The 14,246-nt window shown below is 57.9% G+C and carries 12 protein-coding genes; 8 read left to right on the top strand and 4 right to left on the bottom strand.

Annotation, left to right across the window (positions count from 1 at the left end):
* The first annotated feature begins 135 nt into the window (after nucleotides 1-135).
* From FHW74_RS11415 to FHW74_RS11430, 4 genes are all read left to right on the top strand, one after another.
* Nucleotides 136-1,287: a double-cubane-cluster-containing anaerobic reductase gene (locus tag FHW74_RS11415; protein WP_183170547.1), complete on the top strand. Its 1,152-nt coding sequence runs from the start codon at nucleotides 136-138 to the stop codon at nucleotides 1,285-1,287.
* Nucleotides 1,288-1,296: 9 nt separating this feature from the next.
* A complete protein-coding gene (yjiL, locus tag FHW74_RS11420; RefSeq protein ID WP_183170548.1) occupies nucleotides 1,297-2,064 on the top strand; it encodes a putative 2-hydroxyacyl-CoA dehydratase activator YjiL in 768 nt (255 codons plus the stop codon).
* The gene (locus FHW74_RS11425) at nucleotides 2,061-2,312 is read left to right on the top strand and encodes a DUF3343 domain-containing protein (RefSeq protein WP_183170549.1); all 252 of its coding nucleotides are present in this window, start codon (nucleotides 2,061-2,063) and stop codon (nucleotides 2,310-2,312) included. The genes yjiL and FHW74_RS11425 overlap by 4 nt, the downstream gene beginning before the upstream one ends.
* Nucleotides 2,313-2,377: 65 nt before the next feature.
* A complete protein-coding gene (locus FHW74_RS11430; protein WP_183170550.1) occupies nucleotides 2,378-3,325 on the top strand; it encodes a bifunctional helix-turn-helix transcriptional regulator/GNAT family N-acetyltransferase in 948 nt (315 codons plus the stop codon).
* 56 nt (nucleotides 3,326-3,381) lie between these two features.
* On the opposite strand, the gene gorA is transcribed toward FHW74_RS11430, so the two are convergent.
* Nucleotides 3,382-4,734, bottom strand: coding sequence for a glutathione-disulfide reductase (gene gorA / locus FHW74_RS11435; protein ID WP_183170551.1), 1,353 nt, complete (start codon nucleotides 4,732-4,734; stop codon nucleotides 3,382-3,384).
* Nucleotides 4,735-4,805: 71 nt separating this feature from the next.
* Nucleotides 4,806-5,648: a 23S rRNA (adenine(2030)-N(6))-methyltransferase RlmJ gene (locus FHW74_RS11440; protein ID WP_183170552.1), complete on the bottom strand. Its 843-nt coding sequence runs from the start codon at nucleotides 5,646-5,648 to the stop codon at nucleotides 4,806-4,808.
* A 177-nt stretch (nucleotides 5,649-5,825) separates the two neighbouring features.
* On the opposite strand from FHW74_RS11440, the gene prlC reads away from it, so the two are divergent.
* Together prlC and rsmJ are read left to right on the top strand one after the other, a co-directional pair.
* The gene (gene prlC / locus FHW74_RS11445; RefSeq protein WP_183170553.1) at nucleotides 5,826-7,868 is read left to right on the top strand and encodes an oligopeptidase A; all 2,043 of its coding nucleotides are present in this window, start codon (nucleotides 5,826-5,828) and stop codon (nucleotides 7,866-7,868) included.
* An 8-nt stretch (nucleotides 7,869-7,876) separates the two neighbouring features.
* Nucleotides 7,877-8,656: a 16S rRNA (guanine(1516)-N(2))-methyltransferase RsmJ gene (rsmJ, locus tag FHW74_RS11450; RefSeq protein ID WP_183170554.1), complete on the top strand. Its 780-nt coding sequence runs from the start codon at nucleotides 7,877-7,879 to the stop codon at nucleotides 8,654-8,656.
* On the opposite strand, the gene FHW74_RS11455 is transcribed toward rsmJ, so the two are convergent.
* Nucleotides 8,628-9,560: a sugar kinase gene (locus FHW74_RS11455; protein ID WP_183170555.1), complete on the bottom strand. Its 933-nt coding sequence runs from the start codon at nucleotides 9,558-9,560 to the stop codon at nucleotides 8,628-8,630. The two genes, rsmJ and FHW74_RS11455, sit on opposite strands and share 29 nt — an antisense overlap.
* Before the next feature lie 229 nt (nucleotides 9,561-9,789).
* Here FHW74_RS11455 and pdeH point away from each other — a divergent pair, with 229 nt between their 5' ends.
* Nucleotides 9,790-10,563, top strand: coding sequence for a cyclic-guanylate-specific phosphodiesterase (gene pdeH / locus FHW74_RS11460; protein WP_183170556.1), 774 nt, complete (start codon nucleotides 9,790-9,792; stop codon nucleotides 10,561-10,563).
* A 65-nt stretch (nucleotides 10,564-10,628) separates the two neighbouring features.
* Nucleotides 10,629-12,689, top strand: coding sequence for an AsmA family protein (locus tag FHW74_RS11465; RefSeq protein WP_183170557.1), 2,061 nt, complete (start codon nucleotides 10,629-10,631; stop codon nucleotides 12,687-12,689).
* Nucleotides 12,690-12,747: 58 nt separating this feature from the next.
* Here FHW74_RS11465 and FHW74_RS11470 read toward each other — a convergent pair whose 3' ends face one another.
* The gene (locus FHW74_RS11470; protein ID WP_183170558.1) at nucleotides 12,748-14,223 is read right to left on the bottom strand and encodes a pitrilysin family protein; all 1,476 of its coding nucleotides are present in this window, start codon (nucleotides 14,221-14,223) and stop codon (nucleotides 12,748-12,750) included.
* Nucleotides 14,224-14,246: the final 23 nt, after the last annotated feature.

A 14,246-nucleotide genomic window follows, 5' to 3' on the forward strand; every position in this document is an offset into this window, starting at 1 on the left:
ACGGCTCACAGAGCCGTCACGACCTCCCCCACCCGAGTGCGCTATACCCGCCAGAGATCAACAAATCCATTCATTCAGTGTGTCTATAATGCGGAGCCAATTTTACTCTCGCCCGTGTAACGGGGAAGGAAAAATATGTCTCTTATCACTGAATTACCCGCCATTTTCGATCAGTTCTCAGAAGCCCGCCAGAAAGGTTTTATCACCGTCATGGATCTCAAAGAGCAAGGCGTTCCGCTGGTTGGAACCTATTGCACCTTTATGCCCCAGGAGATCCCGATGGCTGCCGGCGCGGTAGTTGTTTCGCTGTGCTCCACCTCTGACGAAACCATCGAAGAAGCCGAAAAAGATCTGCCGCGCAACCTGTGCCCGCTGATAAAAAGCAGCTACGGTTTCGGGAAAACCGACAAATGCCCCTACTTCTATTTCTCCGACCTGGTGGTGGGTGAAACCACCTGCGACGGTAAGAAAAAGATGTACGAATACATGGCCGATTTTAAGGCCGTGCATGTGATGCAACTCCCGAACAGTGCCGTCGATGCCGCGTCCCGCGCGTTGTGGAAAGCGGAAATCCATCGCCTGAAACAGGCGGTTGAACAGCGCTTTGGCGCAACCATTACCGAGCAGGCACTGCGCGAGGCCATTGCGCTGAAAAACCAGGAGCGCCGCGCGACTGCCAATTTTTACCACGTCGGGCAGCTTAACCCGCCTGCTCTTAGCGGCATGGATATCCTTAAAGTGGTGTACGGCGCGACCTTCCGCTTCGACAAACCCGCGCTGATCGACGAACTGAACGAGATGGCGGCCCGCGTGCGCCAGCAGTGGCAGGACGGCAAACGGCTGGAAGCCCGCCCGCGTATTCTGATCACCGGCTGCCCCATCGGCGGCGCGGCGGAAAAAGTGGTGCGCGCCATTGAGGAGAACGGCGGTTGGGTGGTGGGTTTTGAAAACTGCACCGGCGCGAAAGCCACCGAACACTGCGTGGATGAGACGGGCGATGTTTATGACGCGCTCACCGACAAATATCTGGCGATCGGCTGTTCCTGCATTTCTCCTAACGATCAGCGCCTGAAACTGCTTAGTGAGATGGTGGAAGAGTACCAGGCCGACGGCGTGGTGGATGTGATTTTGCAGGCCTGCCACACCTATGCCGTGGAATCGCTGGCCATCAAGCGCCACGTGCGTGAAAACCACAACATCCCGTATATCGCTATCGAGACCGATTACTCAACATCAGATATCGGTCAACTCAGCACCCGCGTGGCGGCCTTTATCGAGATGCTTTAAGGAGCGGTTGTGGCTGTATCAGTAGGTATTGATTCCGGTTCGACCACTACCAAAGGCGTCTTGTTGCAGGACGGCGTGATTGTGCGCCGCTTCCTGTGCCCGACGCCTTTCCGCCCGGACACGGCGATCCGCGACGCCTGGCAAAATCTCAGCGCCGGGCTGGATGAGCGCCCTTTCCTCACGCTCACCGGCTATGGACGGCAGCTGGTGGATTTTGCCGATAAACAGGTCACGGAGATTTCCTGCCACGGCCTGGGGGCGCGCCTGTTAGTGCCGGAGACCCGCACGGTGATCGACATCGGCGGCCAGGACAGCAAAGTGATCCAGCTCGACGAACAGGGCAATCTGACCGACTTTCTGATGAACGACAAATGCGCCGCCGGTACCGGGCGGTTTCTGGAGGTGATCTCCCGCACCCTGGGCGCGAGCGTTGACCAGCTCGACGCGATTACCCAGGGTGTAGAGCCACACGCCATCACCAGCATGTGTACGGTATTCGCGGAATCAGAAGTTATCAGCCTGCGTTCGGCGGGTGTCGCCCCGCAAGCTATTCTGGCGGGCATCGTCAACGCCATGGCGCGCCGCAGCGCAAACTTTATCAGCAGGCTGTCGGCACAGGGTCCGGTGCTGTTTACCGGCGGCGTCAGCCACTGTGCGGTGTTTGTCGAAAAGCTGACGGAGCATGTGGGCATGACGGTGCAAACCCACCCCGACGCCCAGTATGCCGGGGCGGTAGGCGCGGCGCTGATCGGCCAGCAGCCGGGGAAACGCCGATGACTGAATACCTGTTTCTGTTCCACAGTACCCTCGGCGTGGTGAAAACCCGCCGGGCGCTACAGGCGGCAGGGGCCGAGTTTCGGGTAACGGATATCCCGCGCCAGCTGCGTAGCGGCTGCGGGCTGTGCGTGTGGATCATCTGCCCTGAAGAAGGGTATCAGGTGTGGGTTATGGCCGGGCTGACGCAATCGGTGTATCGGGTGGAGGGGGAACAGTGGAAATGCATCGCCACGTATCCCTCAGGATGAAATGTTGACAGCGATCCAAACAAATGGTTGCATTGTACAACCATTTACTGCTCTCAGATGCTGCCATGATCGACTCTGCCATTATCAACGATATTCGTGTCTCCTCGCGCCTGATGGTTCGCGAGCTGGGCTTTATGAATACCACGCTTGCCGCCACGGACTATTCCCCTTCCGCCGTTCATACGCTGGTGGAAATTGATGCCCACGGCGCGCTTACCGCTGCGCAACTGGTGCAAATCCTTGGGCTGGAAAAATCCAGCGTCAGCCGGATGGTCAGCAAACTGATCGCCGCCGGTGAGTTGCAGGAGACACCGTCGGCGCAGGACGGGCGGGTCAAGCAGCTGCAACTCACTGAAAAAGGGCGGGAAAGCGTCGCCCGGATCAACCAGTACGGCGCGATGCGGGTGGTCGAGGCGCTGGAGCAGCTTAACCCGTCACAGCAACAGTCCGTGGCCCGTGGGCTGGCGGCCTATGCCCGGGCGCTGGAAGCCTGCCGAAACGGCGCACGCGTTAGCGAGGCGAGCCCGTTTGAAATTGTCACCGGGTATCATCCCGGCATGATTGGCCGCATTAGCGAAATGCACGGCAGTTATTACGCTAAACATTATGATTTCGGGCACTTCTTTGAAGGCAAGGTCGCATCGGGTCTGGCGGAGTTTTGCACGCGGCTGGACAAGCCATGCAATCAGATCTGGTTGGTGAAGCATCACGGGCGGATTGTCGGGTCGGTTGCTATCGACGGCGAGGACCTGGGTAATAACGAAGCGCACCTGCGCTGGTTTATCCTCGACGACGACTGTCGCGGCAGCGGCATGGGCCGTCGGTTACTGAGTGAAGCGATGGATTTTTGCGACGCTCAGGGGTTCGCCGCCACGCAACTCTGGACGTTCAACGGGCTTGATGCAGCGCGTCGGCTGTATGAGTCGTTTGGATTCCAGCTTGCCCGCGAATGGCAGGGCGACCAGTGGGGGAGAGAGATGCTGGAGCAACAGTTTACGCGGGCGGGGCGTTGAGAACAAAAATGCCCACCATTAAGGTGGGCACTGTTCTCAACAACACAGGCAGCGAATTAACGCATCGTCACAAACTCTTCCGCCGCCGTCGGGTGGATCGCCACGGTGTTGTCGAAGTCTTTCTTGGTCGCGCCCATTTTCAGCGCCACCGCGAAGCCTTGCAGGATCTCATCCATCCCGAAGCCAATCCCGTGAATGCCGACGATTTTCTCTTCCGGGCCGACGCACACTAATTTCATGCGGCACGGCTGGCGGTGCGAAGTCACGGCGGTATACATCGCGGTGAACGACGATTTATACACTTTCACCTGGTCATCGCCGTACTGCTCGCGCGCCTGCGGTTCGGTCAGGCCTACGGTGCCGATCGGCGGGTGGCTGAACACCACGGTCGGGACGTTGGTGTAATCCAGATGCTCTTCCGGCTTGTTGTTAAACAGGCGCTCGGAGAGACGGCGACCGGCAGCAACGGCCACGGGCGTCAGTTCCACCGCGCCGGTGTTGTCGCCTACCGCGTAAATCCCGTCAACGTTGGTATTCTGGAACTTATCGACGACGATATAGCCTTTTTCGTTGGTTTTAACGCCTGTTACTTCCAGGTTGAACGTGTCGTTCGCCGGTTCGCGGCCAATCGCCCAAATCAGACAATCAACGGTTTCGCTACGGCCATCTTCCAGTTGCAGCGTCAGGCTGCCGTCGGCGTTTTTCACTACCGCTTTCGGGATCGCCTGCGTGTGCAGCGTCGGGCCTTCGGTATTGATCACTTCCACCAGCGTCTCGACGATCAGCGGATCAAAGTTACGCAGCGGCGCGTGTTTACGCACAAACAGATGGGTATCCGCGCCCAGCGCGTTAACCACCCCGGCAATTTCAACGGCGATGTAACCTGCTCCCACCACCGCAACGCGTTTTGGCATAGCGTCCAGTTCAAAGAAGCCATCGGAATCAATACCGTATTCCGCGCCGGGAATCGACGGAATAGACGGACGGCCGCCAGTTGCGATCAGGATATGGTCCGCGGTAATGGTTTCACCATTCACTTCCACGGTATGCGCATCCACAAAACGCGCAAAACCCCGGATCACATCGACAATGTTTTTCTTCAGCACCGTCTCATAAGAGGTATGAATGCGGTCGATATAAGCGGTACGGCTGGCGACCAGTTTTTTCCAGTCGAAATGATTCACGGTGGTATCGAAACCGTAATCCGGGCCGTACAAATGGATAGCTTCCGCGATTTGCGCCGCATGCCACATCACTTTTTTCGGCACGCAACCGACGTTGACGCAGGTGCCGCCCAGCTCTTTGGCTTCAATCAGCGCGCACTTCTTCCCGTACATGGCCGCCCGGTTAATGGAGGCAATACCGCCGCTGCCGCCGCCGATCGCGAGGTAGTCGTAATGTCTGGTCATTATTCTGGTCCTTAATGTCTGATTGCCGCGATTGTATACCTGAAATCAATAGGTTCCATCAATGGCTGCGATTATTCCGGCACGATCCAGCTAACGGTGGCGTGGCCGGTTCCCGCAGGCACCAGCTTTTTGTGCAGCCAGGGCAGCACGCTGTTCATCTGCTGTTCCAGCTTCCACGGCGGGTTGATCACAATCATCCCCGACGCGGTCATACCGCGCCGATCGCTGTCTGGCAGCACCGCCAGTTCAATTTGCAGAATGCGCCGAATACCTGTTTCTTCCAGCGCATGAACCATGCGTTTGATCTGCTGGCGCAGCACCACCGGATACCACAGCGCGTACACGCCGGTCGCAAAGCGGTTGTAACCTTCTTTAATCCCGGTGACCACCGCCTGATAGTCGGTTTTCATTTCATAGGGCGGATCGATAAGAATCAACCCACGGCGCGATACCGGCGGCAGTTTGGCTTTCAACTGCTGATAGCCGTCGGAACGGCTGACGGTAGCGCGGTCGTCTTTCTGAAATTCCGCGCGCAGCAGCGGGAAATCGCTGGGGTGCAGCTCGGTCAGTTGCATGCTGTCCTGCGGGCGCAGCAGCTGGCGCGCGATCAGCGGGGAGCCAGGGTAGTAACGCAGTTGCCCGCCACGGTTGAAATGCTCCACCGCGCTGATGTACGGCTCCAGCTCCGCAGGCAAATCATCCTGCTGCCAGATGCGCGCGATGCCTTCCAGATATTCACCGGTACGCTCCGCATGTTCGCTGCTTAACTGATAGCGCCCTGCCCCCGCATGGGTATCCAGATAGAGAAACGGTTTCTCTTTTTCTTTAAGGGATTCAATGATAAGGCTTTGTACAGTGTGCTTCAGCACATCGGCGTGGTTACCGGCGTGGAAGCTGTGGCGATAGCTAAGCATGAAGAACGTTTCCAGATGGGATCTTAAGGGTATGGCGACAGTATACCGGAAAGTTAACCCGACCGGGGATTGCCGACGGCGACCATTGAAATCCACTACACTAAACCCCAGATCACCACACAATGAACAAAGCGCCGCTTGACGCGCTTCACTTACCTTTTAATCAGGAACGCGCTTATGACCAATCCATTACTCGTCCCTTTCGAGTTGCCGCCCTTCTCCGCCATTAAACCCGAACATGTGGTGCCCGCTGTGACGCAAGCGCTGGATGCCTGCCGTCAGCGTGTGGAAGACGTGGTCGCGAAAGGTGCGCCGTACCGCTGGGAGACGCTGTGCCAGCCGCTGGCGGAAGTGGACGATCGTTTAGGGCGCATTTTCTCGCCGGTCAGCCACCTCAATTCGGTGCAGAACAGCCCGGAACTGCGCGAAGCCTACGAGCAAACCCTGCCGCTGCTGTCCGAATACAGCACCTGGGTCGGTCAACACGAAGGGCTGTATAACGCGTATCGCGATCTGCGCGACGGCGAGCATTACGCCGCCCTCGATACCGCGCAGAAAAAAGCGGTGGATAACGCCCTGCGCGATTTTGAACTTTCCGGCATCGGTCTGCCGAAAGACAAACAGCAGCGCTATGGCGAAATCGCTGCGCGACTGTCCGAGCTGGGTTCCACCTACAGTAACAACGTGCTCGACGCCACCATGGGCTGGAGCAAGCTGGTTGCCGATGAATCTGAGCTCGCCGGGATGCCGGAAAGCGCGCTGGCCGCCGCCAAAGCCCAGGCCGAAGCCAAAGAGCAGCAGGGTTATCTGCTGACGCTGGATATCCCGAGCTACCTGCCGGTGATGACCTATTGCGACAACCAGGCGCTGCGTGAAGAGATGTACCGCGCCTACAGCACCCGCGCCTCTGACCAGGGCCCGAACGCCGGGAAATGGGATAACAGCCCGATTATGGAAGAGATCCTGGCGCTGCGTCATGAACTGGCGGAGCTGTTGGGCTTCGAAAACTATGCCCATAAATCCCTCGCCACCAAAATGGCGGAAAACCCGCAGCAGGTGCTGGATTTCTTAACCGATCTGGCAAAACGCGCCCGTCCGCAGGGTGAAAAAGAGCTGGCCCAGTTGCGCGCATTCGCCAAAGCCGAACACGGCGTGGACGAACTGCATCCGTGGGATATCGCCTACTACAGTGAAAAACAGAAGCAGCACCTGTACAGCATCAGCGACGAGCAATTGCGTCCCTACTTCCCGGAAAACAAAGCCGTTAACGGCCTGTTCGAAGTGGTTAAACGCATTTACGGCATCAGCGCTCAGGAGCGCAAAGACGTGGACGTCTGGCATCCGGATGTGCGCTTCTTCGAGCTGTATGACGACAGCGGCGAACTGCGCGGCAGCTTCTATCTCGACCTGTACGCCCGTGAAAACAAGCGCGGCGGCGCGTGGATGGATGATTGCGTCGGCCAGATGCGCAAAGCCGACGGCTCGCTGCAAAAACCGGTGGCCTATCTCACCTGTAACTTCAACCGTCCGCTGAATGGCAAACCGGCGCTGTTTACCCACGACGAAGTGATCACCCTGTTCCACGAATTCGGCCACGGCCTGCACCATATGCTGACGCGCATCGAAACCCCAGGGGTGGCGGGCATCAGCGGGGTGCCGTGGGATGCCGTAGAGCTGCCGAGCCAGTTTATGGAAAACTGGTGCTGGGAACCGGACGCGCTGGCGTTTATCTCCGGCCATTATGAAACCGGCGAACCGCTGCCGCAGGCGCTGCTGGAAAAAATGCTGGCGGCGAAAAACTACCAGGCGGCAATGTTTATCCTGCGCCAGCTGGAGTTCGGCCTGTTTGATTTCCGCCTGCATGCGGAGTTCAGCCCGGACCTCGGGGCGAAAATCCTCGAAACCCTGGCAGAAATTAAGAGCCAGGTCGCGCTGATCCCGGGTCCGTCATGGGGCCGTTTCCCGCACGCCTTCAGCCACATTTTCGCAGGCGGCTATGCGGCGGGTTATTACAGCTACCTGTGGGCCGATGTGCTGGCGGCGGATGCGTATTCCCGCTTTGAAGAAGAAGGGATTTTTAACCGCCAAACCGGCCAGTCGTTCCTCGATCACATCCTGACCCGCGGCGGCTCCGAAGAGCCGATGGAGCTGTTCAAACGCTTCCGTGGCCGCGAACCGCAACTGGATGCGATGCTGGAACACTATGGCATTAAGGGTTAACCCTCCTCGTGAACATCTGTTTAATTGATGAAACAGGCGCCGGAGACGGCGCCTTATCACTTCTGGCCCAGCGCTGGGGGCTGAACCACGACGCGGATAACCCGATGGCGCTGGTGCTGACGGCGGATCGTCTGGAACTACGCAAGCGCGATGAGCCGAAGCTCGGCGGGATTTTTGTCGATTTTGTCTCCGGCGCGATGGCCCATCGCCGTAAATTCGGCGGCGGACGCGGCGAAGCGGTCGCCAAAGCCGTGGGCATTAAGGGCGATTATCTGCCGAATGTGGTGGATGCCACGGCGGGCCTGGGGCGTGATGCCTTTGTGCTGGCGTCGGTGGGGTGCCATGTGCGGATGCTGGAACGCAATCCGGTGGTGGCGGCGCTGCTGGACGATGGTCTGGCGCGCGGCTATCAGGACCCGGAAATCGGCCCCTGGCTGCGGGAACGGCTGCATCTGATCCACGCCTCCAGCCTGACGGCGCTGGAAAATATCACGCCACGACCTGAGGTGGTCTATCTGGATCCGATGTTTCCCCACAAGCAGAAAAGCGCGCTGGTGAAAAAAGAGATGCGGGTGTTTCAGTCGCTGGTGGGGCCGGATATCGACGCGGACGGATTACTGGAACCCGCCCGGCGTCTGGCGACCAAACGCATTGTGGTCAAACGCCCCGACTATGCGCCGCCGCTGGCGGGCGTCGCCACCCAGTCGGCGGTGACGACCAAAAGCCATCGCTTCGATATCTACCCGCCGCTGGCATCAATTACTGCGGCATCGCCTCACGCGGAATAATCGCGCCGCGATACTGGATCACGGTGCTGGCGGTGAGGTGACCACGCTTCGCTGCCGCTTCGGCATCGCCGCCAGTCAGACGCACCGCCAGATAACCCGCGCTGAACGAGTCGCCTGCTGCGGTGGTGTCGATCACTTTCTCTTTCGGCAATTTCACCGCCGGGACTTCCAGCAGCGGCTCGCCGGCAATCGCCACCAGGCAAGAATCCGCACCGCGCTTAATCACCACTTCGCTGACGCCTGCCGCCTGCGTGCGGGCGACGACTTCATCAACCGGCTTCTCGCCCCACAGCGCGTCTTCGTCATCCAGCGTCAGGAAGGCGATATCGGTGCAGGTCAGCATCTGCTGATAAACCTGCTGGGTCACCTCTTTGCTGGCCCACAGACGCGGACGGTAGTTGTTGTCGAAAATAACTTTCCCGCCGTTGGCGCGGCACTGGCGCAGCAGCGCCAGCAATTTCTCACGGCTTTCCGGGCTTAAGATCGCCAGGCTGATGCCGCTTAAATAGATGTAATCAAACTGCGCCAGTTCGGCGCAAATGGCGGGCGCCTGCTCGCTCTCCAGCCAGAAACGCGCGGCGGCTTCGTTGCGCCAGTAGTAAAAGGTACGCTCGCCGGCGGCGTCGGTTTCGATGTAGTACAGGCCCGGCAGGCGGTTTTCCATACGCTGGATCAGCGACGTCTGCACCTGCTCAGCCTGCCACGCTTCCAGCATCTGCTGGCTGAAGCTGTCCTGACCCAGCGCGGTGACGTAGTGCACGCCCAGCGCCTGGGCATCAACCTGACGCGCGATATAAACAGAGGTATTCAGCGTATCGCCGCCAAATCCGCGGTTTACTTCCGCGCCTTTCTGCGACAGTTCAATCATGCATTCGCCAATGACGGCAATCTTTTTCAACGACATAGTGGCCAACCCGGATTATCAATATTATGCGCAGTGTGTGCTGCGAACGAAAAGTCGTCAAATATTTTAAAACAATGTTCCGATAATTTTTTTGAGCCAGGTGGCGATCCCGAAACTAAATCCCCAAAAAACTGCCAGAAATGGTGTCGACCGGAACATAAAGTTCTCAAGCGCGGGGCCGATAATTCCAATGTCCAGGTATGTCACCCCGTTTAACAGGACGATGACGATGAAGTTAAAGCAGGTCACTCACCGGCTGACAATGCCCGCCGCGAGTATCGAAAATTTAGAAGAGCATCGATATTGGTTGCAGTGTGAGCGTGCTTATACTTATCAGCCAATCTATAAAACCAACGGCAAACTGCTGGCCGTGGAGCTGTTGACGGTCGTCACGCATCCTGCCACCCCACAACAGCGCATCGCGCCGGATCGCTATTTTGCCGCTATCCCGGTACGCCTGCGCCTGAGCGTGATTGAAGAACAGCTGCGGATGCTCCAGCAACGGGAAAATTTCTTCCTGCGCCACGAGGTGCTGGCGTCGGTGAATGTCGATGGTCCCACGCTTATCGCCATGCGCGAGCGCAGCGACATTTTGCAACTGGTCAACGAACTGCCCTGGGTGCGCTTTGAACTGGTGGAGCATATCCGCCTGCCAGAAGACTCCAACCTTGCGGGCATGAGTGAATTCGGCCCGCTGTGGCTGGACGATTTCGGCACCGGCATGGCGAATTTCTCGGCCTTAAGCGAGGTGCGCTATGACTACATCAAAGTGGCGCGCGAGCTGTTTATCATGCTGCGCACCACGCCGGAAGGGCGCAATCTGTTTACTCAGTTGCTGCAACTGATGAACCGCTACTGCAATGGCGTGATCGTCGAGGGCATCGAAACCGTGGAAGAGTGGCAGGACGTTCAGGGATCGCCCGCGCTGGCGGCCCAGGGCTATTACCTGTCGCGTCCGGTCTGTTTCAGCACCCTGGATGAGGTAGAAATGCTGCTGCTCTGATGCCCTTTCTCTGGCCTGAACTATCTTTATTAAAAAAGATAATCAGAAATCAGACAGAGGTGGGCATGACGCGAACCGGAAAAATTATAAGCGGAGTAGCAGGCGCTTTTTTGTTGTTGGTTGTGGTGATTGTCATTGTTATTGCGACATTTGACTGGAATCGGCTGAAGCCAACCATCAACCAAAAAGTTTCTACTGAACTGAACCGTCCGTTTGCTATTCGCGGCGATCTGAGCGTCGCCTGGGCGCGTAACCGCGACGAGCCGGGCTGGCGCAGTTGGGTGCCGTGGCCCCATGTGTACGCCAACGATATTATCCTCGGCAACCCGCCGGACATCCCTGCCATCACCATGGTGCATCTGCCGCGCGTGGAAGCCACGCTGGCCCCGCTGGCGCTACTGTCGAAAACCATTTATCTGCCCTGGATTAAGCTGGTTAAACCCGATGCCCGGCTGATCCGCATTAATGAAAAAACCAATAACTGGACCTTCGATATGGCGAAAAGCGATAGCGAAGACGAGCCACAGCAACCCTCTTCCTGGTCGTTCCGTCTGGACAATATTCTGTTCGATGAGGGCCGCATCGCGGTGGATGACAGCGTCTCTAAAGCCGATGTGGAAATCCTGGTGGATCCGCTAGGTAAACCGCTGCCGTACAGCGAAGTGAGCGGCCAAAAAGCCAAAGACGACGATAAAAAACCCGGCGATTACATTTTTGGTTTGAAAATGAAGGGCCGTTATAACCAGCAAAGCGTCCAGGGCAGCGGGAAAATTGGCGGTATGCTGGCGCTACGCAGCGAAGGCACGCCGTTCCCGGTGCAGGCCGATATTCGCTCCGGCAATACACGGGTGGCGTTTCAGGGCACCGTGAATGATCCCATGAAAATGGGCGGCGTGGATCTCCAGCTTAAATTCAGCGGCGATTCATTAGGGGAGCTGTATGAACTGACCGGCGTCCTGCTGCCGGATACCCCGCCGTTCGAAACCGATGGACGGCTGGTGGCGAAAATCGATGCCGAAAAAGGCTCGGTTTACGACTATCGCGGCTTCCGTGGGCGCATTGGCGACAGCGACATTCGCGGTTCGCTAACCTACAGCCAGCGTAAACCACGTCCGAAACTGGAAGGCGATCTGGAATCGCGCCAGCTGCGGCTGGCGGATTTAGGTCCGCTGATTGGGGTGGATACCGGTAAAGGCGCGGAGAAGAGCCGCCAGTCCGAACAGAAAAAAGGCGAAAAGTCCACGCAGCCAGCGGGCAAGGTGCTGCCGTATGACAAGTTCGAGACGGATAAGTGGGATACCATGGACGCCGATGTGCGGTTTAAAGGACGGCGCATCGAGCACAGCACGACTCTGCCGCTGAGCGATCTCTCCACCCATATCCTGCTGAATAACGGCGATTTGCGCCTCAAGCCGCTTAAATTCGGCATGGCGGGCGGCACCATTGCCTCTAACATCCACCTCGACGGCAAGCAAAACCCGATGCGCGGCGAGGCCGATATCCAGGCGCGCCGCCTGAAGCTCAAACAGTTGATGCCGGACGTGGAACTGATGCAGAAAACCCTCGGTGAAATGAACGGCGATGCCGAGTTCCGCGGCACCGGCAACTCAATCGCCGCCCTGCTGGGCAGCAGCGACGGTAATCTGAAGCTGCTGATGAACGACGGGCTGATTAGCCGCAACCTGATGGAAATCCTCGGTCTGAACGTGGGTAACTTCCTGGTCGGGCAAATCTTTGGTGATGAAGAAGTCCGCGTCAACTGCGCCGCCGCTAACCTGGATATCCGCCGTGGCGTGGCGCGCCCGCAAATCTTCGCGTTCGACACGGAAAACGCGGTGGTCAACATCACCGGCACCGCCAGCTTCGCCTCGGAGCAGCTCGATTTAACCATCGATCCGGAAAGTAAAGGGATACGTATTGTCACGCTGCGCTCGCCGCTGTACGTGCGCGGGACCTTTAAAAACCCGGATTACGGCGTGAAGCCGGGGCCGTTGATTGCCCGCGGTGCGGTGGCTGCGGCGCTGGCGACGCTGGTCACGCCGGCCGCCGCGCTGCTGGCGCTGATTTCTCCGTCGGAAGGCGAAGCGAATCAGTGTCAGGTGATTTTGTCGCAGATGAAGAAATAAGGTGAAGAAATCACCCGAAAACAAAAAACCCGGCTCTCTTTAGCGCCGGGTTTTTTCATTACTGCGCGGCAGGTGCGCCCGCATCGCCTTCAGGCGTGGGTTCTTCTATAACGGGTTCCTGGGCCATGATTTTGTCCCAGGTCGCTTTCAACACCTTCATATCAAATTCCGGCTCGCCTTTCGGCTGCAACAGAATCAAGGCCATTTCATGAGACAACTGCTGGCGCAGATCCTGGTTCAGTTGCTCCACCGTTAAGCCGTTGAGGAAATCCTGGCGCAACTTCTGGTATTGCTCCGGCGCGATATCCACCACCTGGTTTTGCAGCGTGCGCAGCCGTTGGTTAATCAGAATATCGGTGTCAGTGCGGGCATAGGTCGCGAACAGCTTTTGCAGCTCGGCGGTTTTCTGCGTGATGAGCGCGTCAAACTCCTCTTTTGCCAGCCCTTTGCTGCGCACATTCGCCAGTTCTTTCGCCACCAGATTCAGGTTGCTGTCCAGCTTCTCGCCCGGCGATTCGATATTGATAGCGCACTGCGCGCGCTGGAACAGCACCCGGCAGTCAAAGCCCAGATTGAGATCTTTGACGTTGCTGCGGGTTAAGTACTGTTGCACGTGCCAGAACAGCGCTTCCCGGGCCAGATCGGCGCGCCAGTAGCGCAGCAGCGCGCTGGATTCGCGGATCGGCTGCCACGGCGTATCCCAGGTGATGCCAAGACGGTCCTGGCGCACGGCGGTTGTCATAATGCTGACGGGATCATGGCGCAGCGGAGAAAGCGTCGGTACCGGCGCAGGGGTTTCGCGTTTGCCCTTCAGGTTGCCGAAGGTTTTGTTAATTTGTTCCGCAACCGCGCGGCTGTCGATATTGCCGACCACGATCAGCGTCATGGCATCCGGCGTATACCATTTTTGATAAAACGCCTTCAGATGTTCAACATCCACCGGTTGCTTCGGTGATTCGGAGGGATCATGGCCCAACAGCGTCGAGCCTTTCAGGCGGTAGCGCCAGCTGCCTTCTTTAGTATCAGCCGGTGCCGTCAGCACCATATCCTGAGTTTGCAGCGCGTGGGTTACGCTCTGCGGGGTAATGTTCAGATTGCCGGCGGCATCCGCCAGCCAGGTTAACGACTCTTTTAGCAGATCATTGCGGCTGTTCGGCAGGCTGAGATTGTATTGTGTGAAGTCGTAAGAAACGATGGCGGGCGGCATAGGGCGTTTAGGGTCAACGCTTTGCTGCCACATGGAGCGAGCCTGAACCGGCTGTAAGCTGCCGCTTTGGGTCAGCGCAACCCGGGGCAGAAAGTGGCTATAACCCGTTTGTTGGGTGCTTTCAGTCAGTGAACCGGTATTGATTAACAGTCGGATTTCGATGCGATCGCTGGGACGCTGCGGAGTAGCCAGAACTTGCCACTGAAAACCATTTGAAAGTGTGCCCTGTTGCCATGCCGGGTCCGGCTGGAGCGCTTCTGCCTGCACGTTACCGACGATAGCTAACAGCAAGCCGCCGGTGAAAATTCGAGTAAATGTGCCCTGCATGTGAACCCCTGATCAACATTCCT

The organism is Atlantibacter sp. RC6, from assembly GCF_014193285.1.
Taxonomy (GTDB): Bacteria; Pseudomonadota; Gammaproteobacteria; order Enterobacterales; family Enterobacteriaceae; genus Atlantibacter.

What these genes read in the sequence shown, in the direction of transcription:
- FHW74_RS11415 (WP_183170547.1), top strand. Translation starts at nt 136, where the DNA reads ATGTCTCTTATCACTGAATTACCCGCCATTTTCGATCAGTTCTCAGAA.
- FHW74_RS11425 (WP_183170549.1), top strand. Translation starts at nt 2,061, where the DNA reads ATGACTGAATACCTGTTTCTGTTCCACAGTACCCTCGGCGTGGTGAAA.
- FHW74_RS11430 (WP_183170550.1), top strand. Translation starts at nt 2,378, where the DNA reads ATGATCGACTCTGCCATTATCAACGATATTCGTGTCTCCTCGCGCCTG.
- gorA (WP_183170551.1), bottom strand. Translation starts at nt 4,734, where the DNA reads ATGACCAGACATTACGACTACCTCGCGATCGGCGGCGGCAGCGGCGGT.
- FHW74_RS11440 (WP_183170552.1), bottom strand. Translation starts at nt 5,648, where the DNA reads ATGCTTAGCTATCGCCACAGCTTCCACGCCGGTAACCACGCCGATGTG.
- prlC (WP_183170553.1), top strand. Translation starts at nt 5,826, where the DNA reads ATGACCAATCCATTACTCGTCCCTTTCGAGTTGCCGCCCTTCTCCGCC.
- FHW74_RS11455 (WP_183170555.1), bottom strand. Translation starts at nt 9,560, where the DNA reads ATGTCGTTGAAAAAGATTGCCGTCATTGGCGAATGCATGATTGAACTG.
- pdeH (WP_183170556.1), top strand. Translation starts at nt 9,790, where the DNA reads ATGAAGTTAAAGCAGGTCACTCACCGGCTGACAATGCCCGCCGCGAGT.
- FHW74_RS11465 (WP_183170557.1), top strand. Translation starts at nt 10,629, where the DNA reads ATGACGCGAACCGGAAAAATTATAAGCGGAGTAGCAGGCGCTTTTTTG.
- FHW74_RS11470 (WP_183170558.1), bottom strand. Translation starts at nt 14,223, where the DNA reads ATGCAGGGCACATTTACTCGAATTTTCACCGGCGGCTTGCTGTTAGCT.